Origin of the sequence: Colwellia sp. (assembly GCF_013214175.1) — a bacterium.
In the GTDB taxonomy this organism is placed as follows: Bacteria; Pseudomonadota; Gammaproteobacteria; order Enterobacterales; family Alteromonadaceae; genus Colwellia.
Genome location: NZ_JABSPA010000006.1, coordinates 104,208 through 129,191, shown reverse-complemented (window position 1 = coordinate 129,191; position 24,984 = coordinate 104,208). Strand labels below are relative to the sequence as shown.

The 24,984-nt window shown below is 38.5% G+C and carries 19 protein-coding genes; 16 read left to right on the top strand and 3 right to left on the bottom strand.

Annotated features, from left to right (window positions below; translation table 11 throughout):
- The first annotated feature begins 54 nt into the window (after nucleotides 1-54).
- The 5 genes from HRT55_RS14880 to HRT55_RS14860 all read left to right on the top strand — a co-directional run bounded on the left by HRT55_RS14880 (nucleotide 55) and on the right by HRT55_RS14860 (nucleotide 7,541).
- Nucleotides 55-1,311, top strand: coding sequence for an HlyD family efflux transporter periplasmic adaptor subunit (locus HRT55_RS14880; RefSeq protein ID WP_291622517.1), 1,257 nt, complete (start codon nucleotides 55-57; stop codon nucleotides 1,309-1,311).
- A 125-nt stretch (nucleotides 1,312-1,436) separates the two neighbouring features.
- On the top strand, nucleotides 1,437-2,168 hold the full coding sequence (locus HRT55_RS14875) for an ABC transporter ATP-binding protein (RefSeq protein WP_291622514.1): 732 nt from the start codon (nucleotides 1,437-1,439) through the stop codon (nucleotides 2,166-2,168).
- Between the two features lie 16 nt (nucleotides 2,169-2,184).
- Nucleotides 2,185-4,608 (top strand): FtsX-like permease family protein, encoded by a 2,424-nt coding sequence (locus tag HRT55_RS14870; RefSeq protein ID WP_291622512.1) that lies wholly within the window; start codon nucleotides 2,185-2,187, stop codon nucleotides 4,606-4,608.
- Nucleotides 4,609-4,762: 154 nt separating this feature from the next.
- Nucleotides 4,763-6,148, top strand: a complete 1,386-nt coding sequence (locus HRT55_RS14865) for a sigma-54 dependent transcriptional regulator (protein WP_291622510.1) — start codon at nucleotides 4,763-4,765, stop codon at nucleotides 6,146-6,148.
- Nucleotides 6,135-7,541: an ATP-binding protein gene (locus tag HRT55_RS14860; protein WP_291622508.1), complete on the top strand. Its 1,407-nt coding sequence runs from the start codon at nucleotides 6,135-6,137 to the stop codon at nucleotides 7,539-7,541. Before HRT55_RS14865 ends, HRT55_RS14860 begins: the two co-directional genes overlap by 14 nt.
- 29 nt (nucleotides 7,542-7,570) lie before the next feature.
- Here the strand turns inward: HRT55_RS14860 and HRT55_RS14855 are convergent, their stop codons facing one another.
- Entirely contained in the window at nucleotides 7,571-8,215 is a 645-nt protein-coding gene (locus HRT55_RS14855; protein WP_291622506.1) for a cupin domain-containing protein, read from the bottom strand.
- 115 nt (nucleotides 8,216-8,330) lie between these two features.
- Here HRT55_RS14855 and HRT55_RS14850 point away from each other — a divergent pair, with 115 nt between their 5' ends.
- Nucleotides 8,331-8,675, top strand: coding sequence for a helix-turn-helix domain-containing protein (locus HRT55_RS14850; protein ID WP_291622505.1), 345 nt, complete (start codon nucleotides 8,331-8,333; stop codon nucleotides 8,673-8,675).
- A 120-nt stretch (nucleotides 8,676-8,795) separates the two neighbouring features.
- Nucleotides 8,796-9,413, top strand: coding sequence for a PolC-type DNA polymerase III (locus HRT55_RS14845; RefSeq protein WP_291622504.1), 618 nt, complete (start codon nucleotides 8,796-8,798; stop codon nucleotides 9,411-9,413).
- A gap of 12 nt (nucleotides 9,414-9,425) precedes the next feature.
- Here the strand turns inward: HRT55_RS14845 and HRT55_RS14840 are convergent, their stop codons facing one another.
- Both HRT55_RS14840 and HRT55_RS14835 read right to left on the bottom strand, forming a co-directional pair.
- Complete coding sequence (locus HRT55_RS14840) at nucleotides 9,426-10,712, bottom strand: sensor domain-containing diguanylate cyclase (protein ID WP_291622503.1); 1,287 nt, start codon at nucleotides 10,710-10,712, stop codon at nucleotides 9,426-9,428.
- Nucleotides 10,713-10,956: 244 nt separating this feature from the next.
- A complete protein-coding gene (locus HRT55_RS14835) occupies nucleotides 10,957-11,901 on the bottom strand; it encodes a LysR family transcriptional regulator (RefSeq protein WP_291622502.1) in 945 nt (314 codons plus the stop codon).
- Between the two features lie 210 nt (nucleotides 11,902-12,111).
- Here HRT55_RS14835 and HRT55_RS14830 point away from each other — a divergent pair, with 210 nt between their 5' ends.
- The 9 genes from HRT55_RS14830 to HRT55_RS14790 all read left to right on the top strand — a co-directional run bounded on the left by HRT55_RS14830 (nucleotide 12,112) and on the right by HRT55_RS14790 (nucleotide 24,796).
- On the top strand, nucleotides 12,112-12,798 hold the full coding sequence (locus HRT55_RS14830; protein WP_291622501.1) for a type 1 glutamine amidotransferase domain-containing protein: 687 nt from the start codon (nucleotides 12,112-12,114) through the stop codon (nucleotides 12,796-12,798).
- A gap of 83 nt (nucleotides 12,799-12,881) precedes the next feature.
- Nucleotides 12,882-14,063: an iron-containing alcohol dehydrogenase gene (locus HRT55_RS14825; RefSeq protein ID WP_291622500.1), complete on the top strand. Its 1,182-nt coding sequence runs from the start codon at nucleotides 12,882-12,884 to the stop codon at nucleotides 14,061-14,063.
- 15 nt (nucleotides 14,064-14,078) lie between these two features.
- The gene (locus HRT55_RS14820; protein ID WP_291622499.1) at nucleotides 14,079-15,122 is read left to right on the top strand and encodes an NADP-dependent oxidoreductase; all 1,044 of its coding nucleotides are present in this window, start codon (nucleotides 14,079-14,081) and stop codon (nucleotides 15,120-15,122) included.
- A 135-nt stretch (nucleotides 15,123-15,257) separates the two neighbouring features.
- A complete protein-coding gene (locus HRT55_RS14815; RefSeq protein ID WP_291622498.1) occupies nucleotides 15,258-16,355 on the top strand; it encodes a site-2 protease family protein in 1,098 nt (365 codons plus the stop codon).
- Between the two features lie 963 nt (nucleotides 16,356-17,318).
- Complete coding sequence (locus HRT55_RS14810; RefSeq protein ID WP_291622497.1) at nucleotides 17,319-20,375, top strand: hypothetical protein; 3,057 nt, start codon at nucleotides 17,319-17,321, stop codon at nucleotides 20,373-20,375.
- Between the two features lie 131 nt (nucleotides 20,376-20,506).
- On the top strand, nucleotides 20,507-20,998 hold the full coding sequence (locus tag HRT55_RS14805; RefSeq protein ID WP_291622496.1) for a TlpA disulfide reductase family protein: 492 nt from the start codon (nucleotides 20,507-20,509) through the stop codon (nucleotides 20,996-20,998).
- Nucleotides 20,998-21,228, top strand: a complete 231-nt coding sequence (locus HRT55_RS14800; RefSeq protein WP_291622495.1) for a DUF4266 domain-containing protein — start codon at nucleotides 20,998-21,000, stop codon at nucleotides 21,226-21,228. Before HRT55_RS14805 ends, HRT55_RS14800 begins: the two co-directional genes overlap by 1 nt.
- A 164-nt stretch (nucleotides 21,229-21,392) precedes the next feature.
- Nucleotides 21,393-22,706 carry a DUF3570 domain-containing protein gene (locus HRT55_RS14795; protein WP_291622494.1) on the top strand — a complete coding sequence of 438 codons (1,314 nt, stop codon included), beginning with the start codon at nucleotides 21,393-21,395 and terminating at the stop codon, nucleotides 22,704-22,706.
- Nucleotides 22,707-22,813: 107 nt separating this feature from the next.
- Nucleotides 22,814-24,796, top strand: coding sequence for a WD40 repeat domain-containing protein (locus HRT55_RS14790; RefSeq protein WP_291622493.1), 1,983 nt, complete (start codon nucleotides 22,814-22,816; stop codon nucleotides 24,794-24,796).
- The last annotated feature ends 188 nt before the right edge of the window (nucleotides 24,797-24,984 follow it).

Sequence of the window (24,984 nt, the reverse complement as noted above, 5' to 3'; positions counted from 1 at the left end):
TTGGCACAAGACTTGTAATAACTAATCATCGTACTAATGAAGATAAGATAATTTATGGATATACCAAGAGCAGCCGTTCAAAAACCACTTTGGAAAAAATACTGGTTTATTTTACCTATTTTTATTCTACTCATGGGTACTTATTATTTAAAAAGTGTTTTAGGCAATGCCTCTTATTTTATTGAACGAAACGCCGTGGTTACCGCCAAAGTCGAGCAGGGTGATTTCCGCGTAAATGTCCGTGCAACGGGTGTATTGAAACCGCTAAATATACGTTGGGTATCGTCACAAGTATCGGGTAGGGCTGAGCAAGTTTTTGTTAAAGCTGGCGCAAAAGTAAATAAAGGTGATGTGCTGGTACAATTGTCGAATCCTGAATTACATCGTAATTTAGAAAAAGCACGATGGGAGCTTGAGGCGCAAAAGGCTGAAAGTCATGTTGCTTTAGTAATGCTGGAATCTCAAATGGTTGATTTAGCAAACTCAGTATTATCTGCAGAATATAGCTATCAATCAGCGAAATTAAAATTGGATGCAGAGACTCAACTCTTGGCACAAGGTAATGCGACGGTTTCGGCTCTTGAACACCAACGCAGCCAGTTAGCCGTTAAGCAACAAATGCAATTTTGGCTGGCTCAACAACAAAAAACTGAAAAAATGCAAGCGAATATGGCGGCAACAAAAGTAGCTCAACAAGCGCGTATTGGTTTAGTTGAAAATAATTACCAACGAGTAAAAGAGCAAGTCGCCGCATTACAAGTCAAAGCATCAACGTCAGGCGTGGTACAACAAGTTTCACTGGAACTTGGTGAGCGGGCGCAAGTAGGTGATAGCGTTGCACTAATAGCGGATCAAAATACTTTGTTTGCAGAATTGCAGGTACAAGAGGTTAGGGTCAGAGATATCGCATTAGGGCAATTGGTTACCATTGATACCCGTACCAGTGAGATCATTGGTGAAGTAATACGCATCGACCCTGCGGTAAAAGCTGGTATGGTGCTTATAGATGTAAAATTAACCAGTGAACTACCCGCTGAAGCACGTCCAGAATTAACCGTTGATGGTTTAATTGCCATTAGTCATATTGAAAACACCTTGTATGTAAAGCGGCCTGTTTATGCACCTAGGCATGCAAAAATCGGTTTGTATAAATTGAGCGAAGATCAGCAATTCGCCAGTAAAAAATTAGTGAGTTTAGGGCAAAGCTCTGTCAACAAAATTCAAATTTTAGCGGGGTTGATGGTGGGTGATGAAATTATTATTTCTGATACATCAAGCTGGCAAGAACACCAAGAAATTAAGATCAATTAATACCTTTTTTACTATTACAACTAAGCAAAACTTCATTATCAAATACTCAATAAACATTACTAAATAACAACTCAATAAAGCAGGTCAGCTGAAACATGACTTGTTGATACGATATGGAAATAATTATGACAGCACTCATTACCTTAAATAATATTAGTAAAACATTTTTAACCGAAGAAATAGAAACTCGCGCGTTAAACAACATTAACCTGGTGATTAACAAAGGTGAATATATTTCCTTAAGTGGACAGTCAGGTTGTGGTAAATCAACCTTATTATCCTTATTAGGATTATTAGATGCGCCTAGTTCAGGCAGTTATCACTTGGCAGGAAATGATGTGTCGGCTTTAACACGTGATCAACGTGCAAAAATACGCAGTGAACAAATAGGCTTTGTTTTTCAATCGTTTAATTTAATTTCAGATCTGACGGTATTTGAAAATGTTATGTTGCCGTTAACTTATCAAAAAGGAAAATCGAAAAAATTTATTGAAGATAAAGTGAATGAGGTGTTGGCGAAAGTTACGATGGGCCATCGGAAAAATCATTATCCTTCTCAGTTATCTGGTGGTCAGCAACAGCGTGTTGCCGTTGCCAGAGCTTTAGTCAATGATCCGGCTATTATTCTAGCCGATGAACCTACTGGTAACTTAGATTCAAAAAATGCCGAAGCGGTATTGCAACTTTTTGATCAACTTCATCATGATGGCGCAACTATCTGCATGGTTACCCATGATCCATCGTCAGCGAAAAGAGCGAGTCGTTGCTTAGAGATGTTTGATGGTCAATTGATCAAAGACAATATCAATCATGACCGTCAAGCAATCGTTAAACCAGTTGAATTGGCCGTGGGTTAACTTTAGGAGAATTATTATGTCGATGTTAATAGATATTAAATACGCATTTCGTTTGTTATTTAAAGCGCCTAAATTTACTGCGATGACCTTAGGTGTGCTAATTGGCGGCTTATCAATTAGCTTATTTACTTTTTCGTTTTTATATTCAGTGATTTATAAAACATTACCCTTGCCGGAAGGTGATAGCGCAAAAGCAATCGTTGTTTATTTTAATGATAAGCATCGTTATATCACGGGATTTGAATATCAAAATATAAAAGATAAGTTACAACATTTTGATGAACTTGGTATTTACGACAATCTAGATATAAGACTGAGTGTTGGACAATCAGGTAAAAATTATTTGAGCAGCTTAGTACGTCAGGGCTTCTTTGAGTTTAGTCGGACTTCACCCATAATTGGCCGAACTATTCAAGCTGAAGATACCGCCGGTGGTGCAAGCCCTGTCGCTTTGATCAGTTATCAAGTTTGGCAAGAGGAATTGCATGGCGATGAAAATGTTTTAGATAAAACCATGATGCTCAATGGTGAAATTACCCAGGTTATCGGTGTTATGCCTCAAGGCTATTTTTTTCCAAATGCTTCAAAACTTTGGTTACCGTTAAAGGATCAATTATTAACGAAGACACCTGATGTTAGTGCTTCATATTATGCTTATGCACGTCTTAAAAAAGGCGCTACGGTTAAACAAGCGGGGTTAGAGTTGGGGCAAGCGGTTAATCAAATTTATCAGCAACATGTTAAGTTATATGATCTACCTGAATTAGTGAAAACGGCCAAAGTGCTAACTTTTCAGATGGCACAAACGGGTGGCGATGGAGGCATAGCCTTTACCTTTTTTAATATACTCTCTTGGCTCATTTTATTATTAGCCTGTATTAACGTCGGTAATTTGTTATTGGCTCGTACGATTGAACGTCAAAAAGAAACCGCTATTCGAGCAGCACTCGGGGCTACTACTGCTCGTTTAGTCAGTCAATTAATGTGGGAAGGTATTATAATCTCAACGGTTGGTGGTATTTTGTCATTGTTGTTAGTGGGAGCCGCCCTTGATTACACTGAAATTCTTCTGCATTCTTGGCTGCCTGATGGTGGGGCCTTTTGGTGGCATTGGGGCATGGATATGCCAACTTTTTTAATGGGCGTTGCCTTTACTGTAGTGACTATCTTATTGTCGGCTTTTTTACCTGCATGGCGCTCAGCTAGACAAGATATTAATATGACCTTACGCGATGGGACTCGCGGTGCACAAAGTAAAAAAGCAGGCAGGATCTCTCGAATATTAGTGACCAGCCAAGTGTTTTTAGTTGCGACGCTGCTCTTAATTGGCTCTGTTGCTGCTTATATATCGCATAAATTGGTCAACCTAGAAATGGGGGATAATTATACTGATGTGATGACAGCACGATTGTCTGTTCCTGAAACTAAATACCCTGAGCCGGCACAGAAGTTGGCATTTTTTCAATTATTAAAAGAAAGAATTGAACAAGATAAAGGTGTTGTTAGTGTTGTTACCAATGATTGGTTAGGACAATTAACGGTGACTTTGGAAGGAAAAGATTATGCCTCAGAAGAGAGCAAGCCTAAAATTGATACCATCTCTGTTATTGGTGATACCGCAACAGTAGGGGTGAAATTAGTGGCTGGCAGGGCATTTACTCATCTCGATAAATTAGGTCATCGTAAAACAGCATTGATAAGTCAATCAATGGCTAAGCGGTATTGGCCTGGAGAGTCGCCCTTAGAAAAAAGTTTTCAGATAAAAATTGATGATAAAGATGAAAAAGTCTTTGTCGTCGGTGTTGTCACTGATCGTATGAACCCCTCGACACTTTTTGGTCGCTTAGATAGTGCCGATGAAGTTTATTTATCGGGATTACAATTTATCAGTAACTTTCAAATTTTCTATTATCGTATTGTAGCCAATACGCAAAATGCAGAAGAGATTTTCTATCAAGCGATGTTTGCTATTGATCGTTCCATTGAGATGTCCTACTCAGTGCAATTAGCGACTGAAAACCGTAATCTGATGCGAGATTCAATGCGCTTAATGTCAAACGTAACCTTTGCTACAGGATTCTTTTCTTTATTATTGGCGATGGTTGGTATTTATGGTTTAACGGCAAATTCAGTAGCGCAGCGTACTCATGAAATAGGTATAAGGCGCGCTGTTGGTGCCAGCGATAAAAATATTACCACGATGTTTTTAAAGCAAGGTGCTCGACAATTAATTATTGGTTTGGGTTTAGCTATTGTGCTTTTCGCTTTACTCGCTTTTGGTTTTCACAAGTTTACGGAAGAGCTATTTCCAGTCTTCTTCTATTTCGGTATCGCTATTACTGTGGTTGTAGGCTTATCGGCCGTTGTTATGTTGGCAATGTATGCGCCAACCAAACGTGCAGTGAAAATGGAACCGAGTATGGCGCTGCGTTACGAGTAAATAATACTAAGTTAATAAGGTAACTGATGGTGTTAATACTGCTCAGTTACCTTTTGCTCACTTTATAATTATCTACTGCTTGTTCCTTGCTTTAATTTTATTTAAAGTGAAGCAATAACCTCGGAAACTTAACTACTTATGATTAAAGATACTTGTGAATAAAAAAATACTTATCGCCGATGATGATATTAATATCATTGCTAGTTTAAAATTTGTCTTAGCTGACGAAGGTTATGACATTCTAGCCGTCACTACGCCACAAGCAGCTTTAGAGAATTTAAAAACTCAACCTGTTGATTTAATTCTGCTTGATATGAATTTTCAGCAAGACACCACTTCGGGGGCTGAAGGTGTTCAATTGGTTGAGTCGATCACTGCACTTGAATTAGCCATTCCTATCATCGTGATGACGGGCTGGGCAACGATTGATATTGCAGTTGAAGCCATGCAAGCTGGCGCGAAAGATTTTATTCAAAAGCCTTGGAAAAATGAGCGTATGCTCAGCGCGATTGATAATCAACTGGCGTTAGCCAAATCAGATAAAAAAGCCCAACGTCTAAGCCAACAAAATAAATTACTGACATCCCAAGCCCATCCGGGTAATCGTGCTGGGATTATTGCGCAATCACCTGCGATGCAAACATTATTAGCAACTTTGGATGATTTAGCCAAAAGCGATATGAGCATACTGCTAACGGGTGATAATGGTACCGGTAAAAGCATGCTTGCTGCTTATGTTCATAGCGCCTCTTTGCGAGCCAAGCACTCTTTTGTGCCAGTGAATATGGGGGCGATACCCGAGTCATTGTTTGAAAGCGAAATGTTTGGCCATGTAAAAGGTGCGTTTACTGATGCAAAAGAAAATCGCATTGGCCGCTTTGAGATGGCAGAGCAAGGTACTTTATTTTTAGATGAACTCGCCAATATCCCCTTTGCCCAGCAAGCCAAATTATTGCGGGTGTTAGAAGAACAAAAATTTGAGGCGGTTGGCAGTTCTAAATCCTTACATGCCGATGTCCGTATTATTTCTGCGACTAACAGTGATTTATTAGCAGACATTAAAAACAATGATTTTAGACAAGATCTTTATTATCGATTAAATACCATTGAGTTAAGAGTGCCATCGTTAAGTGAGCGTGTTGAAGATATACCCGCCCTAGCGGCGCACTTTCTGCAATCGTTCAGTATTAAATACCATAGAGCTTGCCCTAAACTCTCCGAGCAAGCGATAACAGCAATGCAGCAATATAATTGGCCGGGCAATATTCGTGAACTAAGCCATATGATGGAGCGAGTGCTGTTTACTTGTAAAAAAGACAGTATTGATAGCGCAGAGCTGATGCTAACTGGCACTAACCATACGGATGACAATAATAAAGAGTCTTTAGAAGATCCCACCTTAAGTCTTGATGAAATAGAAAGAAAAGCCTTAGTTAAGCGACTGAAGTTTCATCATGGCAATGCTACAGAAACGGCTAAATCTTTAGGGTTAAGTCGAAGCGGTTATTATCGGCGCTTAAGTAAATATGAACTGGATTAAAAGCCTTTGGCAGTTACTTTTTGCTAAGCCAAAAAAACATAGAGCGGATAATCAAGATGCACTTATGTTGTTGGTGTGTGTGCCATGTTTTATCACTACGGCAATCGCGCTTTTTGTTGCGCAAATATCTCCTTATTTAATTGCCTTTATCCTTATTGTTTTATTGCTGCTGTGTAGTTTTTCCATGGTAGCGAGCAAACAAAATTCACAATATCAAATCCGCACCTTATCTAACCTAATTGAATCGATGATTGATGGCGACTATACGCTAAGAGGGCGCTTACAGACCAATAAAGCGTTTCAAGAGTTACTTAATTCAATCAATGTTTTAGCAGACACCTTGTCAAAACATAAAATTGAAGCGAAAGAATCACGGTTGTTGTTAGAGCGTATTATGGAGCAAATGGATGCTATGGTGTTAGCAACCGATGAGCAAGGTTTTGTTGTAATGGCGAATGCTTCAGCACAAAAACTTATTTTGGGTGAGGTCGATAATATAAGTAATATCCAATTAGCTTCCTTACCAATTGGCGCTGAAATTGTTAGCGCCAATGCCGGTATTATTGATTTTAAGCAGGGACAACTTACCCAAGTTACAGGAGAACATTTTTTATCTAAAGAATCATTTTTAAGTGATGGTAAACAGCATCAACTTTATACACTGACCAATGCCGAACGTTTATTGATGGAGAAAGAACGTAAAGCATGGCAAAGCCTGCTTCGAGTCTTAAGCCATGAAATGAATAACTCGTTAACGCCTATCGTTGCCATCAGCCAATCAATGCAAAAAAGGCTACAAAGGACGGCAAGCGAAATAGATAAAGAGTCACTACTTGGTGGGGTAAATATTATTCATGAAAGGGCCGACTCATTAAGTCAATTTATTGCCAGTTATAGCCAACTTTCTCAGTTACCCAAACCAAATAAATCAACGTTTAAATTAGCCTTCATGATTGATAACCTAGCGGCACTTTATCCTCAGTGTAAAATACATTGTACTTTCGATAGCGAGCTATTAATTGAGGCGGATAAAAGCCAACTTGAACAAGTACTAATAAATTTATTCAAAAATTCGCTTGAAGCAATGAGCAACATTGATGAAAAAACCATTGAAATTAACAGTAAACAAGAGGGTAATTGGCAACATATTTATATTCGAGATTTCGGTTCCGGTATCGCTAATTTAGATAATATCTTTGTCCCCTTTTACACTACCAAATCTCAAGGCAGTGGTATCGGTTTAGCATTGTGTCGACAAATATTATTTAATCATAATGGCTCGATTAAAATAGATAACTTTCAAAGGGGAAAAAATGAGACCCCTCCAACTAACCGAGGTGTTGAAGTGGTGCTGTCTTTACCTTTTATGAAGGATAGCATTACCCAAGAGTAACCCTCGTTCATTATCAATGGGATTTTAATTTAAAGGTGACCCACCTTAACCAGTATAATTGTTTCCTGCTCTACATAAGGAAAATGCTCACTCAAATGCGGACTACGAAGCCAAGATCCTTCGGGGTAGCGACCATGCTCATCAATAAACTCGCCACTAATAACAAAAATTTCTTCGCCGCCGAAGTGTCGGTGCGGTTGAAATCGTTCACCTTTTGGCCACTTAACTAGCGCCGTAGATTGACCTTGGTAGTTGTGCAATGGCATAACCATTAAGTTGCCCATGCCCGGTGACCAGCTTGTTTTTGTGGTATCAATGACAACATGTTCATTATCACCTGATTGAAATTGGTGCAGTTTTACTAATAAAATACAGCCGTCTTTACTAAAAGGTGCATGACGAAATCCCTCAGGATTTCTAAAATAGCTGCCAGCATGATAGTCACCTGTATGATCAGAAAAGCTGCCGGATAAAACAAGGATCTCTTCACCTAGCGGATGGTCGTGTTCATTAAAGCTAGCGCCGGGCTCAAACTTAACTAAGCTGGTGGCATGGCCTCTTTCGGCATCTTCTCTGGCTAAGGGTTTACGCCAAACACCCGCATGCGGACTAGCTAGCCAAGGTTGTTCGTGAGTATTAATGAATACCTTTTCAGTAAAGTTCATATTGAGCATTTTTTTTTCCTCTAATACCAATTAATTAAATAATCTACTTGGTATAATATCCTCTACTCAATTCTATACCAAGTACGCACAATAGGGTTTGGTAAGCACTTTTAGGTACATCTTTATGAATAATAAGACAATTAAATTTTCAAGAAAGTCAGCACCTGAAAAAACTGCTCGTATGGTCGAAACCATTGTCGGCTGTAAATGGTCACTAACTGTTTATAATTTACTGAAGCATGATATTCGTCGGCCAGGAGAAATGGTAAAGAGTGTTGAAGGTTTAACCACCAAGGTGCTAAATGCTTGTTTAAAGCGCAATATAGAGTTTGGTATTGTTGAACGGGAAAGCTTTAATGAAATTCCACCTAGAGTTGAATATAGAGTAACGGAGTTAGGGGATAAATTTATCCACATACTGACTGAATTAGAAAAGCTGCAAGCAGAAATAGATGACAGTAGCTTATAAGCTTATTTATGATATCTTTGCGCTACGAAAAAGACGTCGCGTGAAAAGTCCGTCACTTTAGAAAGTATTAAAAGCCTTTAATAATCACCACTAATCTATAACTAAGCTGTAAATAACCCTATGAACGCCAATTCGCTAATAATTCTCGATTTTGAAACCACTGGCCTGTCCCCTGATAATGGTGATAGAGCCATTGAAATAGGTGCCGTTAAACTTGAAAATGGAGTGGTCACTGATCGCTTTCAAGAGCTGATGTATCCTGGGCGACCGGTGAGTCATTTTATTGCAGATTACACCGGCATTACTAATAAAATGTTAAATGAAGCGGCGCCATGTGATGAAGTTATGGCACGCTTTGCTGACTTTATTCAAGGGTATAACCTTGTTGCCCATAATGCCTCGTTTGATAAACGTTTTTTAGACAGTGAACTAAAACGGATATCAAGAGACTATGATGGTCAATTTGTTTGCTCGTTATTACTGTCTCGCCGTCTAAACCAAAGTGCGCCTAATCATAAATTAGGTACCTTGATTAACTACAAAGGCATTGCCTCAAACGGTAGCTTCCATAGGGCGTTATATGACTCTGAAATGACAGCCAAACTTTGGTTAGCAATGTTAGAAGATATTCAAGAAAAAGCGGCTATCGATGATGTACCGTTTTCATTAGTACAAAAGCTGACTAAAACCACTAAAGCCAATGTCGGTAAGTTTTTAGCTAACTATAGTGTTAGCTAAATAACTGTTTTACTAACTACTTAAGGTGTTTTTACCACTATTTTTAGCTTTATACAGTAAGGCATCTGTTTTTTTGTAAAGTTCATCGATGTTTACTGTTTTGCTGTATTCAGTGCATAACAGTCCCATAGATACCGTAATATAATCACTCACCGTACTATGCTTATGAGGTATTTGTAATTGGGCAATATTGTGCATAATTTTTTTTGATAAAATAATGGCTGACTCTTTACGATCTACTTTAAAGACAAGGCCAAACTCTTCACCACCTAATCTGAAACAATAATCATCATCCCTAAATAACGACTTTTGTAAGACGTTGCTAAGCTTCTTTAAAACATCATCTCCTGCTAAATGGCCATAGGTGTCGTTGTATGTTTTGAAAAAGTCGATATCCAACATTAAAAAACAAATTAATTTATTATCCCTTCCTGATTCCTTGATAGTATTATTAAACAAAGATTCAAACTTCCTTCTGTTCAATAAGCCAGTTAAAGAGTCGGTTTCAGATATTCGCTTAATTTTTAATTCAAGGTTTTTAGACTCAGTTATATCAATATGAACACCTTTCATTCGCACAGCATTACCGTTTTCATCTCGTTGACAAACTTTACCTATATCATGGATCCACCGCCATTGACCATGGCCATCCTTCATGCGAAATTTTGCATTATAAACTTCACTTTCACCATTTAAATGTTTTGCAATAAGCTTAATTGTTGGCTCTAGATCATCGGGGTGAACAATTGAAGCCCACTTATCAAGGCCATCTATTATCTCTGAAAATAATTCATTACTGGCTCTAAATTTATTATCTAAATATTTTTTTTGAGTAACCCACGTCTTATTAGCAATAATACGGCCTTCTTGAGGATAAAAATCCCAGCATCCAATGTTCGCCGCTTTTACCGCATTTGTTAGGCGTTTTATATTTTCTTTATCAACTTTTCTTTCTGCTTTAAACTGCTCAGATTTAGTAATTTCAGTTAAAAAAGTTATAACATTACCTTTCTCATTTTTAACTAATTTCATTTTAAAGTGCTTGTCAGCTTTTTTGTATTTAAAAAACAATGCATTTTTTGAGCCTGTGAGACACTTATTGAACAATGCTTTTAACTCTAAGCTTTCTTTATCCGTAAATAAGTCAAACAAGCTGATTTCCCACATTGTTTCGTAGGTCAAATTCCTTAACTCACATTCTCTTTCATTAAAATAAATATACTTTCCTTGAACCACAGAAAGTTCAGCAATTCCCAAAGGCTGATGATCTAAGATGTCTTTTAATTGCATTTCATTCATGATTCACCTAATTATTAGCCTGTATGTTGTTATATGTTCGGCTTACAAGTGGCTATTGAAATAAATTAAAGTAAATGATTGATCACTGAGCTATTTCCATATGGCTTTAGTAGTATCGACCAAGCCTTTTAATGTCTTTACAAAAAGCAACTGATACCTACTTAAACTCTACAATTAACATGGCTATTGTTGCAATTACATTACTAGTTGTTAATAAGGTGTTTCTTTTTGGTTGAAATATGATCTACATCAAGTTAAGTGGCATTAGCTCGGTTTTTATTTGGATCTTATTACTTATTTGGCTGGTAAAATACTCTTTCAAAAAATTAAGCAAGAGCCTGAGCTTTTTCGAGTTGGCAGTACCTGGTGGAAATACCCCATAAACATTGATATCACTCAGGCTGTAATCATTGAGTACTGTTACTAAGCTGCCAGCCTTTATTTTTGGCAAAGCATCATAAAGAGGGATACGGCCTAAGCCATGTCCGGCTTCAACAAATGCGGTACGTGCTGCGGCATTGTTGGTACTGATGCTGCCTTTGGTGGTAACGCTGAACGAACGACTACCTTTAGTTAGCGTGACTACTCCCGAGGTTAACTTATAAATTACCCACTGATGATTACTTAAGTCAGCAGGGTTTTTAGGTTGTCCATATTGATGAATATAGTCAGGTGCAGCACACAGACACGTTTTTAGGGTGGCGAGCTTACTTGCCTGTAAACCTGAATCAGGTAATGGCGCACCACGAATGGCCAAATCTATGCCTTCTTTCATGATATTAACCACTTCATCAGTCAACATCACATCAAGCTCAATTTTAGGATAAATCTTCTTAAATTCGTTAAGTGCTGGTACCACGGTTTGCAAACCAACATTTACTGGGCAAGTTATCTTAAGTAATCCGATAGGTTCATTTTTGAAATTTTCAATTTGTTGGTTGGCAGCACTGGCTTGTTCAGCAATAACCCGGCAGCGTTCATAATAGGCTTGGCCAGCTTCAGTAAGATTGATCGACCGGGTTGAACGGTTAAGTAGTTTTACCTCGAGCTGTGTTTCAAGCTTTTTCAAATGATAACTAACTACCGCTCGAGAGAGCCCCAAATGTTTTGCTGCCGCGCTTAAGCTGCCTTGTTCAATGACTTGAGCAAAAACAACCATACTCTTGAGTTGTTCAAATGAAACATTCATAGACTATCCTAATTGACTAAAAGCGTATTACTACTTACTCAGTAATTGACCGTAAATGACATTGTATCAATTATTGATACAATGTTGTCAGTTTTATCTGCATTGTTCATGGTTGTTTGTAGGCATATACTGGCTCTATTGAAAGTGAAGGTGAAAATGAGAACGCACTTACACTTACTTCTAAACATTTAAATTGATGGATGATTGATAATGACTAAAAAAATATTGATGGTACTTACTTCACACGATGAGCTTGGTAATACCGGCAAAAAAACTGGTTTTTGGGTAGAAGAATTTGCCGCCCCGTATTATGCCTTTATCGATGCCGGTGTAGAGGTGACCTTAGCGACACCAAAAGGCGGACAAGCACCTATTGACCCAACAAGTACATTAGCAGACTTCCAAACCTCAGCCACTGAGCGTTATGACGGCGATGATGTAGCGCAAGCTAAAATTGCTAACACAGTACAGTTGTCTTCCCTTAGTGAAAGTGATTTTGATGGTGTGTTCTATCCTGGTGGTCACGGTCCATTATGGGATCTTACCGATAATAAAGATTCAATCACTTTGATTGAAAGCTTTCTTAAAGCAGGCAAGGCTGTTGCTACGGTTTGTCATGCCAGTGCTGCTTTATTAAATGTTAAACAAGCTTCGGGTGATTTTGCCATCAAAGGCAAAGCAGTAACAGGTTTTACTAACAGTGAAGAAGAAGCCGTGCAATTAACAGCAGTGGTACCTTTTTTACTTGAAGACGAGCTAATTAAACGTGGTGGCGAATATCAAAAAGCACAAGATTGGCATGCTTTTGTTGTACAAGATGGCCTTATTATTACCGGTCAAAACCCAGCCAGTTCTGCATTAGCGGCTGAAAAATTACTAGCTCAGCTTTCTGCTTAAGTTACCTTTTAAGTAATCAGTTCAGTTAATTAGCTTAGTTCATTCGTTTGTTTAAGCTGTTATAGAATAATATAGGAATATACATGTTAAATTTTACTTTTCAAAACCCTACGCATATTCATTTTGGTGAAGGACAAATTTCCGTACTTGCCAAAGAAGTGCCACTAAACGCAAGAGTATTATTAGTTTATGGCGGCGGCTCAATTAAAAAAAATGGCGTGTATCAACAAGTGATTTCTGCGCTTAATGAACACACATTCTTTGAGTTTTCGGGTATAGAGCCAAACCCAACTTATGATACGTTGATGAAAGCGCAAGATATCATTAAACGCGAGAATATTGATTACATACTTGCCGTTGGTGGTGGCTCTGTCGTTGATGGCGCCAAATTTATTGCTGCCGCGGCGTTATATGAAGGTAATGGTGAAGGAAATAGCGAAGGTAATGATCCTTGGGATATTTTAGCTAAACAGCAAGCAGTAACCAAAGCATTACCAATTGGCGCGGTATTAACTTTACCGGCGACCGGCTCTGAAAGTAACGGCAACTCGGTAGTAACACGAGATGGTAACAAGCTACCTTTCTCTAGCCCTTTAGTTCGCCCACTCTTTGCTGTGTTAGACCCAAGTGTGACCTTGTCATTATCTGATCGTCAAATCAGTAATGGTGTGGTTGATGCCTTTATTCATACTATTGAGCAGTACCTAACTTACAGTGTAAATGGCAAAGTGCAAGACCGCTTCAGTGAAGGATTATTGCAAACTTTAATTGAAGAAGGACCAAAAGCTTTATTGCCAGCGACTAAAGAAAATTTAGAGGTTAGAGCCAATATTATGTGGTCGGCAACCATGGCATTAAATGGTCTTATTGGCGCAGGTGTGCCACAAGATTGGTCAACACATATGATAGGCCATGAATTAACTGGTGCTTTTGGTATTGACCATGCGCGGACTTTATCCATTGCTTTACCTGCGGTAATGAAAGTCCGTAAAGAGCAAAAACGTGAAAAATTACTACAATATGCATCACGTGTATGGCAGATAACCGAAGGTGATGAAGATACACGTATCGAAAAAGCTATTCGTTTAACCGAAGAGTTTTTCCAGCAGATGCAGGTGCCAACTCGTTTATCTGATGTGAATCTTGGCAGTAAGGATATTGACCTACTAATTGAGCGATTAGAGCAACATGGTATGACGGCATTAGGCGAAAAAAGCGATATCACTTTAGCAATCAGCCGTGAAATTTTAACAAAAGCATTGTAAGCAAAAGGAATTAACATGACTCAAACAACTGACATAAATCGCCAAATGGTTTTGGCTTCGCGTCCTTTTGGCGCACCAACAGCTGAAAACTTTAATCTTGTAAGCAGTGAAAAACCAACACCTAAAGCCGGTGAAGTGTTATTACGTACTGTATTTTTATCACTCGACCCTTATATGCGTGGACGCATGAATGATGCTAAATCGTATGCCGACCCAGTTGCCTTAAATGAAGTAATGGTTGGTGGTAGTGTTTGTCGAGTAGAAGAGTCTAACCATGCTGATTATCAGGTAGGTGATTGGGTAGTTGCCTTTGGTGGTTGGCAAGATTATAGCGTCATCAATGGCAGTGAATTACTTAAATTAGATGACAAAATGGTCAATCCATCACATGCCCTAGGTGTATTAGGTATGCCAGGTTTAACGGCTTATATGGGCTTGCTTGATATTGGTCAGCCAAAAGCGGGCGATACGGTAGTTGTTGCTGCAGCAACCGGTGCTGTTGGTAGTTTAGTGGGGCAAATAGCTAAATTAAAAGGCTGTAAAGTGATTGGTATTGCTGGCGGCGAAACTAAATGTAATTACGCGGTTGAAACTTTAGGCTTTGATCATTGCCTTGATCATAAAAGTGAAAATTTAGCCGAGCAATTAGCGGCAGTTTGTTCATCAGGCATTGATGTTTATTTTGAAAATGTTGGTGGAAAAGTTTTTGACGCTGTTATGCCATTACTTAATAGCTGTGCACGTGTGCCTTTATGTGGCTTGATTTCTCAATATAACGCCACCGAATTACCAAGTGGTCCTGACAGATTGTCGTTATTAATGGGTACATTATTAGTTAAGCGTATTAAAATGCAGGGCTTTATTGTCTTTGATGATTATGGACATCGTTATAACGAATTTAGTGAACAAATGGTTAAGTGGTTAATGGCTGGCGAGATCAAGTACAAAGAGCACATGATTGATGGGCTTGAGAACTCGGTCAGTGCTTTTATTGGTTTATTAAAAGGCGAAAACTTCGGTAAGTTAGTGGTACGTGTTGGGCCTGATCAACTCAGATAACTTCCAGAGTACATTGTTTAATTGCCCGAAATAATTAACATTAATTCATAAATATCTTCAATAAACCTTGCCGGATCCGCAAATATAGCGATAATCGGGCAAGGTTTTTTTTGTTAAATTAGGTTAGTTAATTCAGTGCAATTATTAGAAATAGAGTGTTTAGGCAAAACACTACGATTAGAAGGTTCAATGGCAGGATGGCAACAGCTTTTTTGGGATGGGCAATGTGTCTCACAAATTAATGCCAATGCCGACAGCGAGTCATTTAACCATAAATTCTCGTTAAAAACCGATGGTGGTGAAGAAAGTGAGCAGGGCGAGTTACAAGTTGAACTCAATGGTTCACTCCAGTGGCAGCCTTTCGATTTGCAATTTCAGCTGTTAATCAATGGTGAACTGCTTGACGAAAACACCCTCAATGAAAAAGATATCGAGCAACGTCAAATAGGCGAACATAAAAAGCAGCCGATGAAATTTAGCTTCATTGGCATGGCTGGTCTTGGTTTGAAGTTATTAAAAAGTGCCAAAGTCATTAAAGTGTTATTTGCTGCCGGTAGTTTGGCGGCTTATAGCTGGTTATTTTCTATTGAATTTGCCATCGCACTTATTCTTTGTTTAGTTTTCCATGAGTATGGTCATATTAAGGCGATGAAGTATTTTGGTTTAAAGACCAAAGGTATTTATCTTATTCCCTTCGTTGGTGGCTTAGCTCTTAGCGACGATAAAATTAATACCCGCTGGCAAGATATTGTTATCTCGATCATGGGCCCTTTCTTTGGTTTGATATTATCCATAGTCTGTTTAATTGGCTATTGGCTAACCGATATAGAAATATTGGCCGGACTCGCGGTATTTAATGCGCTGCTCAATTTATTTAACTTGCTACCGGTATTGCCGTTAGATGGCGGCCACATCATTAAAAGTATCGCTTTCTCAATCAATTCTAAAATTGGTTTAGTGGCTTGTATATTAGGGGCAGTGTTAGGTGTCTACATTAGTTATCACTTTGGTTTAGCGCTGTTAGGATTTTTACTGGCTATTGGTAGTATTGAAATCGTTTTTGAATACAAACGCCGACATTTAAGTGAGTTACTACCGCTTAATCGTTATGCACAAATTGTCTCGGCTCTGTGGTATATCCTCACCCTTGGTGGTTTAAGTGCCATTATTTGGATCGTTGGTCAAACGGGCAATGGCGCTTTATCGTTACCACTTAAAATATTAGCTAGTTAGCCCTAAGCTAATGGTAATAATCGTTTGAAAATAGAAAACCAGCACTAACAGCATAAATCGAAGAAGATGATGATTTATGTCGTTTTGGCCATTGCTGTTTTGATATTCTCAAGCGAAAGTTACTGAAAAATAATATCCCAGTAAAACTATACCCGAGTAAAAGTAAGCAAAGCAGGAGACGATGTTTTAGTCGCTTTTGTTGCTAAGCCTAGTTGTGTGTTAAGTCGTTAACGATTACTTAACTTAATCGAAGATGCACCAAATGATAGAACCATAGAGCTACTGGTGCGCAGCTTGTGTAATAAAATTGCAGATAAGCCCAAAGTTCCACAAATATTCACGGCGAAGGTTATTTAATATAGTGATCAAAATATTAACTTTCTCGTGACATTCCTTAGCTATATCTTAGCCATACGTCGTAATTTCTCATTTATTCAATGCGCCAAAGTTCACTTGGCACGGCGTGGTCGGCACGCTATTTATCTATCATCAACTTTAAAGTGACGGAAATGTCTTTCATGAAGGAAGCCGCGCCATTATATTTCTTAAATTCTTTGCTTTAATTTAAAAATCATTAGTCACTTTTGTAATGCTATTTGAAGATGTAACTCCGTTTATACCGCGCTATACTGACAAGGCATCCAAAAAAAACCAAAGCACTTAGCGTAAATTTAACTGCTTTCGGCTGCCAGTTTATCTTGTTATTTTTTACAGTTTTAGCTGATAATAATTATTATTTTTCTACAGATTTAGAACTAGTAGACGGGGGTAAATAGTAAATAACTAGGGTATTACTCATCACGAGCAACTGAACTAAACGGGAAAAAAGATATAGCTTAAGTAAATTACAACTAGACACGAATGAGATCGATTATCATTTACAATTGTAACACTTTGTTTTACAATCTTCGAAAAATTACTGTTGATTATTAAAAACATAGACGTTTACAAGGGAAATATCTGATGAAAAAAAATAAAAAGTCATTATCAATCTTTAAAAAGAAATCACTTTCGTTGAGCATTGCCGTTATTCTTGCCAGTAGTTTAAGTGCTTGTGGCAGTAGTGATAGTGAACCAGAAGTTATTGATGAACCAGCAATTATTCAGCCTGAACTTGCCAGTGGTTTATTGTGTATAGACAGCAATAATAACGGTAAATGTGATGAGGGTGAAGTTAGTCAAGAGGGCTTTTCAGCTACTACAATCCCAGAAAATATGAAATCTAGTGACTATGCAAGATTATTAGAAATAACCGATGGCAGCTTATATGTAGCTAGTCCCGGTGCAGATGAAATAAATGTTTACAGTACAATTATTGCTAACGAGATACTCTTCAACCCAACGATTTCAGCAGATAAAACGCAAGCCGCAACTTATTTAAATGAACAGTTGTCATTGGCTATTGACGGTTCGGTAACGACTGAACAAGCAGAACAAATTAAAGGCTCAATAACCAAAGCCTTAACGACACACGCTAATGCCCATCCGTTAAAAGTAATTGCTGCTGTGGTCAGTAAATTTATCGAAACAAAAGAATTTACTATTACTGTCGACGTTGATGAAGTTAATGCTCAGCATGTTGCCAAGCGCGATATCAACCTAAAAGGTGAAAAATTAACGTGGGAACAAAGTGACCATGATGAAACACCTGATTTTATTATGCCATTAGCGGGTCGTAATATGACGGCGATGACCATGCATTACCATAACGGCCTGATGGTGATTGATACCAGCGGTGAGACACCGGTTATTAAATCAAATGGTTTATTCGCTAATGTTGAAGGTGAGCGTTACGCCATTGATGCAACAACAGGCGCAAGTGAACACCGTTTACGAGGTGCTACTTCATCACCAGATGGACAATATGTTTACATTAACATCCGTCCTGGCAATGGTGAAGACTCTGTTGGTACCAGTGATAATTATGGTTTATTCCGAGTAGCGATTAAGGATGATGGTACTTTTGCGGCGCATGATGATCCAACGACAAAACGCTTTGTAAATGCTTACGTTGGTAATTTTGAAATCGTTGGTGATAAAGTTCATGTTGAAGATTTAGATGAAGAAGTTACTTATATTCTAAACTTAGATTTAACCGATACTGGTGAGTTTGTTACTGCCAAAGATGTTGTCACTACCTCACTTGCAACGTTAATTAATGTTAAAGAGCAATTCACTTCACCCGATGGCATGTATTTATATGCCGCGACAGAAGGTGAAAGTGGCTCGACAGATCAATTACATAAAATCAATACCGCAACGGGTGTTATTGATGGCGTTACTAACCTAGATGAAATTTTTGGCACGCTAAAATTCTTTGATAATGGTCGACAAGCATTAGCTTACGATGGTGACTATGCTGCTATTATCGACCTTGAAAAAATGGTGTTAAGTACAACTTTACCCCTGGCGAGTAGTGTTCGCTCAGGTGAGATCAGCCCTGATAATAATTACGCAATATTCTCTTCAGCAAGTGACGCTGTTTGGGTGTTTGACTTGAATGCAATTGATGTAAATATTATCGCAAGTTTTAATGTTGGTGAACGTATACGCGCCATAGCTGCCGACGATAAAGGCAATGTCTTTATCGCTGGTCGTGGCTTTAACCATGTTAATAAACTTGATATTGGCAATGTACTTACACCGGCACAAATTTTAGCGGCTGATAAAGCAGCGGTTGTTGAAAGTGACATTAATAATGGTTCATCGTTGTCCGTTGTTGTTTCGGACCTTTCGTTAGCGACCATTATTCCCGCAGGCTCTGGCTCTACACTTACTTGGTCGTCTAATGTAAGTCATGTTAATACATCGAAGCCTACCAATGATGAGGAACCTAGCCTAGGCGCTCTGACTCGTCCAACAAATGGAGCAGGAGATCAGTCAGGTGTTTTAACGGCTAATTTGAACTTCAGCTTTCGTGATATTAGTCTTGATGATTTAAAAGCCTTTGATTTTAGTGTCCGTCAAATGCCTGAAATTTTACCTAGCGCAACTTCAGTGCAAACTGCTGATAACTCATCGCAATATCCTGCAGCCAATGTTGATGGCAGCATTATGTTAGCGCCAGTAAGATTTGAAAATGCCAATGAAGAAGATGTTTATGGTTTTATTGGCATAAATTTGGTGGACGGCTCACCTGTTATTGTTTCAGGTACAGCTGAAACGCCAAAAACCTACCTTGATACTGAATCTCTTGTGGGTGTTGGTATACATGGTAGTTATGGTATTGGTGTGAGTTCAGCTGTTGAGGTTGGTAATGATGCCGGGCAAGCGAGAATATTTAGCGTGGCAATGGATGCTACTGGTGTATTAGCTGATGCAGTTACCACCTCTATTGATATCACTACGGGTGTACCACAAAAAGTAGGCTTTAACGCTGAGCAATCAATCGCATCGGTAATGATTAAAAAAGATGATGAGTCTTACATTACTGAGTTTTACGCAATTGGTGATGCGGGTGAAATATCGTTAACTAATACCATTAACTTGGAGCCAGCCGAATACGCAACTTACGGACCGCCAGCGATTAATAATGATGGTAGCCGTGTTTACCAACGAGACGGAGATAACGTCATTATGACAGCCGCTGATGGTGCAACTACCTCAGCTGCGGTAGATGAAATAGCGCGTGTTTGGTCACATGATAACCTTGTGTTTGCACTAACGTATGAAGGCAATATTGTTAGCTTTAATGAAACATTAGATGAATCATCAAGAAAAATGTTCTACACCGGCACTGGCGGTCGCATGTACAGCGCAGCAGGTCGATCTTTTAACGGTAAAGATTATCTTTATATTGCCGTACAAAGAGCTGATTCAGCTTTAAATGGCATTTATCAACTAGAAATTATGGATGATGGCAGCTTAAAAGAAATCGCTTTCTCGAATACCCCTGACAGTGATGGTGCTGATCGAATGACAGTATCTGGTGATGGTGGCACTGTGTACTTTAGTTACCGTGTTAGAAGTGGGGATAATAAAGGCAGGCATTTTGGTGTCATAGAAATACCAAACCAATAACTATTATTCAAACAATGATTTAAGCCCTTTTTTTCAAGGCTTATTAAATTACTTTTATACCTTTTACCAATCAAAATGCACTCTGAAATCTGCATCTTGAATGGTAACGGGTATGCCACAGGAATACTGTCATGAAATCTTCAATATTTAACGTAATACCCTCCGCAATACTTTTAGTCTTACTTTTTTTACTAACACCGAGTTCAGCGTTTTCTGTTGAAGTTGGCGACACCCTTAGTGAGGATCTACAAAAGCAACTTAACATTCCTAAAGGACAGGTTGGTGTTGTTGATTTTTTTGCCTCTTGGTGCCTCTCTTGTGCAAAAGAAATTCCAGATATAAAAAAAATGATCAAGCAAGACAGTCAACAAAAAATGTATGTTGTTGGCATTGATGTTGATGAAGAGTTAGCTGAAGGCATAGCCTTTCAAAAAGAATTAGCTATAGATTTTCCCGTTATTAATGATGTTGAGCAAACCATAATTAGTGAATTCTCCCCTATAGCCATGCCTGCTTTGTACTACATCATTGATAACAAAATAGTCGGTAAACATATTGGTGCTGTACCCAATATCGATGAAAAAATTATAAATGATTTACAAAAGTTAGGGGTGGAAATTTGATGCCGCAATCGATGAAAATTAAATTACTGCTAATTGTCTGCTGCTTTACCTGTAGTGCCTGCAGCATTGTGCCAGTTAAATCATGGCAAAAAGCCACACTTGCCGGTGAAACCATGCGTTTTGGCGGACCTAACCCGATGATCAAAAAATTTGATGAACATATTTATACCTCCAAAGAAGGCACTAAAGGTGGTGGCGGTGTGTCAGGTGGAGGCTGTGGTTGTAACTAAAAATAGAGTTATTTATCAACAGGAAAATTAAATCGTTCAACATAATTAATCAGACTTCACTCATAAAAATAACCCATAGAATTTACCCATAGAAATATACCAAATGAATCAATGTCATATTACACCGGCTCAAAAAAAACCAGTTCAATTTCAGGAGAATGTTTATGAAAGCTAGCAGTAAACATTTGAAACTATTAGTCATCACCTCTGTTGCTACCGCCATTATACCTTTAACAAGCTTGGCTGAAGATAAAGTGGCCATTCAAATACAGCAATATAAAGAAAATGATGATCGCATTAAAGTTCTTGATGGAAAACTGAGTATTGAGCATGACTTTGGGCCCAATCATACCTTAAGTGGCGAGTATGATTGGGATAGCATTTCAGGGGCATCACCTACATGGGATTCAATAACCGGAGCTTCTTCTGAAACGGGCTCTGATGCCTTTACTGGAGCTTCTGCTTGTGTGCCAGAAGAAGGTGAGAATTACTATGATTATTGTCGTAATACCCGATTAATTAATGGTGTTGTTGGTGATGGTGATACCAACCTAGATAATTTTGTCTATAAAAATGTACCCTTAAAAGATCACCGAGATTCATTAGCATTTTTATATACTTATCGTACTCCTACCATGCGTAATGAGTTGAGTATTGGTGCCAGTTATTCAAAAGAGAATGACTTTAAAAATACCGGCCTATCAGTAGAATATTTAATGTATACCGATCGCAGTAAAAATAGATCGATTACTGCCGGTGTCTCCTACATGAAAAATGAGGTTTATGATTATTTAGGTGAAAAAGATGAACACGGAGAATATAGCTTAGGTAGCCAATGGAACGACTTTGATTTAATCAATGGCCAAGTCGGCATTACTCAAGTATTTGATGCAAACACTATCGCAAAATTTAGTGCCTATTACATGGTTGAAGAGGGTCATTTATCCAATCCATATTTCAATGTAGTAAGGCGTATCAATGTTATTGACTCTAGTAGTGATGAATATACTACAGCAGATATTTACCCTAAATATTATTTAGCAAGAGACTCTCGCCCTGAACAACGAAAAGCCGGCGGTATTTCTATTCAAACGGCAAAATCTTTGAATGAAAACACAACATGGCATACCTCTTATCGCTTCTACCAAGACAGTTGGGGAGTGCAATCTCATACTTTAGAGTCAAAAAGTTATCACAACATTACTGATAACGTTCGCTTCTCGCCAGTATTGCGTTTGTATACTCAAAACGAAGCCAACTTTTTTAAAGCTCATGATTCCGTTGATAACATATTCTCTGAAACCGGCTATGCAACAGCGGATGATCGCTTAGGTAACTTTACTGCATGGACAGGGCAACTTGGCTTGGAATATCTAGAAAGTAAGAAGCTTACCTGGAATATAGTGTTGGGCTATCAAGAGCAATCTACTGGTTTAGCCTTTGCTTGGGTCAATTTTGGCGCACAATACAGATATTAATTGTTGATAGCTAATTGTTGAATATTAGTTATTGCTCATTAGCGGCAAATAATTAGCTGTAAATAGTTAACTGTAAAAATCAGTTGTAAAATATTAGAGATAAACACATGAAAATAAATAATAAAGCCAATTTAGTTCTGCTCATGATGATGGCGAGTTTATTGCCCGCCTGCGAAGAAAGTGATTATAAGGCTGGCGATTGTAGTGCTGGGTCTATTTGTGCATCGACAAGTACATTTATAGAGCCTGAGCCATTACCCGAGCCTGAACCAGAACCTGTTCCAGACCAAACGGCATATATAGAAAAAGATGGTGTCACAGGAAAGGTACTCGGCTCTGATTATTGGGTGAATGCCGTGGTATGTTTTGATAATAATAGAAATGCGTTATGTGATACCTCAGAGCCTAGTACCGTAACTTTTGAAGACGGTAAATATAGCTTTAAAGCCAGTGATATTATTGCCAGTATCAGTAGCAAAGCACCTTTGTTGGCTAGAAAAGATATTGAGCAAGACTCCAAAGGTATTGCCTTATATGCACCAACACCGGTAAATAGCACGAATAAAAATATAAACATAACAGTGTTTACTACGCTAGTTCACAGTGAAACCCAATTTAATCCCTATACGTTAGCCAATACAGCAAGCGCGCAAGAATCATTGAAAATGAGTGTTGACGGGTTGAGTATTGATGGGTTTGGTTTTGCTAATGAAGTTTTATTATCCGGACAAGATTATCTTGAGAGTGATGTTGAAGTAGGTGTTGATGATGCTATGTTTGCACAAATTGATGCTATTGCGACCAGCTTAAATCAAGCTCAATCCATAGCAGCCACTGATATCTACAAAGCTGTAGCGGCTATGTTAGACAGCATGTATCAGCTAAATACTTACACTACGTCAATTAGTCTAGAGAGTATTAATGCTCAGGATATCCAAGAAACTGCAGTGGATATAGCCCTTTCGACACCACATGTTGAATGGGAAATCGGTTATATAGAAGAGGAAAGTGCTGACCTTCATGTACAAGGTGATTATGCCGTTGTCGGTTCAAAATGGCATAATCGTTTGATTGTGCTGAATTTAGTACAAGAAATACCTACTACATTATCATTCAATGATTTTGCCGCATCACCTGATGTTGAACGTGATGATATTGATGGATTTACTGGTGCCTCAGAGCAAAGCTTAGCTAACATTCGCATAACACCCCCCTCATCGGTGCAAAGTGTCTTGGTTGGCGTCGAGAAAAAAAATAAAAGTGGTAGTGAAGAAGGTGCGGATAGTGGCGTTGGCTTATATCGCGCAAATTTCTCAAACCCAAGTGACATTCCCTTTCAACGCTTTGCCGGGGTAAGTGAGGGGCAAGACTTTTATGCATTTGCTGATTTAAATGCCATGTCGTTATCGAGTGATGGCAGCAGAGTTGCTCTATCAGGAGGCAATAAAAAAATGGTGGTATTGCAAGTGGATGATTTTAGCTTGCTGCACGAGTTTTCTTCTGATTCTAAATATCGCGCTGTTATGCTAAATGAAGATGGGTCTTTGGCTTATGTTAGTTTATCAGCACCAGATCGTATGGAAATTCTCGATGTAACAACCGGCACTAAGCTAACCTCTCTGGCAACGGGCACTGAATATCCGAAAGAGTTCAAACTTGTTCAAGGCAGTGACCTTACAAAAATAGCTTGGTACCTAGGGAAAAGTAATATTCTTTCAATATATAACGTAACTGAGCCGAGTGTCGAGCCCGTTTTATTACATACACTACCTGCGCAAAGTAATATTACCAGTTTTGATATTTCACCTGATGGGACGTTAGTGATTATTGGCAGTAGTGGTTCCTTAGTTGTTTATTCGATAGAAAATAACACGAGTAAAGTACTGAAAACATTGTTAATTGAAAAAGAGATTGAGCTAGTCAGTACGCCACTCAAGGTAGGGGCAATTGCTTTTACTAACAATAACAGGGCCTTGATTGCGACAAAAAATGCGCTACAAACGTTAGATATTAGTTTTGGTGAGCCACCTAGTGCATGGAGCGATGAAAAAAAGCAAGCGTGGTTTGATGTCCATCGTACTAATCAATAATTAAGCTTTTTACCTTTAGTCATTACTTCCACACGGCAAGATCATTATAAATTATTATTAACGTTTTAGAGCGAAATATAGAATATTAGTCATTCCCGAGGTGTCTGATCGGGAATCCATGGTATTTAAGCCCATGGTTCTTCGATAAAAATATCTCGAAGATGACAAATTCTCTATTATTACTCTAA

Coding starts and splice junctions, on each gene's coding strand:
- HRT55_RS14835 (WP_291622502.1), bottom strand. CDS start 11,901: ATGAATGTTTCATTTGAACAACTCAAGAGTATGGTTGTTTTTGCTCAA.
- HRT55_RS14790 (WP_291622493.1), top strand. CDS start 22,814: ATGAAAATAAATAATAAAGCCAATTTAGTTCTGCTCATGATGATGGCG.
- HRT55_RS14870 (WP_291622512.1), top strand. CDS start 2,185: ATGTCGATGTTAATAGATATTAAATACGCATTTCGTTTGTTATTTAAA.
- HRT55_RS14850 (WP_291622505.1), top strand. CDS start 8,331: ATGAATAATAAGACAATTAAATTTTCAAGAAAGTCAGCACCTGAAAAA.
- HRT55_RS14830 (WP_291622501.1), top strand. CDS start 12,112: ATGACTAAAAAAATATTGATGGTACTTACTTCACACGATGAGCTTGGT.
- HRT55_RS14800 (WP_291622495.1), top strand. CDS start 20,998: ATGCCGCAATCGATGAAAATTAAATTACTGCTAATTGTCTGCTGCTTT.
- HRT55_RS14820 (WP_291622499.1), top strand. CDS start 14,079: ATGACTCAAACAACTGACATAAATCGCCAAATGGTTTTGGCTTCGCGT.
- HRT55_RS14810 (WP_291622497.1), top strand. CDS start 17,319: ATGAAAAAAAATAAAAAGTCATTATCAATCTTTAAAAAGAAATCACTT.
- HRT55_RS14845 (WP_291622504.1), top strand. CDS start 8,796: ATGAACGCCAATTCGCTAATAATTCTCGATTTTGAAACCACTGGCCTG.
- HRT55_RS14860 (WP_291622508.1), top strand. CDS start 6,135: ATGAACTGGATTAAAAGCCTTTGGCAGTTACTTTTTGCTAAGCCAAAA.
- HRT55_RS14805 (WP_291622496.1), top strand. CDS start 20,507: ATGAAATCTTCAATATTTAACGTAATACCCTCCGCAATACTTTTAGTC.
- HRT55_RS14875 (WP_291622514.1), top strand. CDS start 1,437: ATGACAGCACTCATTACCTTAAATAATATTAGTAAAACATTTTTAACC.
- HRT55_RS14825 (WP_291622500.1), top strand. CDS start 12,882: ATGTTAAATTTTACTTTTCAAAACCCTACGCATATTCATTTTGGTGAA.
- HRT55_RS14795 (WP_291622494.1), top strand. CDS start 21,393: ATGAAAGCTAGCAGTAAACATTTGAAACTATTAGTCATCACCTCTGTT.
- HRT55_RS14855 (WP_291622506.1), bottom strand. CDS start 8,215: ATGCTCAATATGAACTTTACTGAAAAGGTATTCATTAATACTCACGAA.
- HRT55_RS14880 (WP_291622517.1), top strand. CDS start 55: ATGGATATACCAAGAGCAGCCGTTCAAAAACCACTTTGGAAAAAATAC.
- HRT55_RS14840 (WP_291622503.1), bottom strand. CDS start 10,712: ATGAATGAAATGCAATTAAAAGACATCTTAGATCATCAGCCTTTGGGA.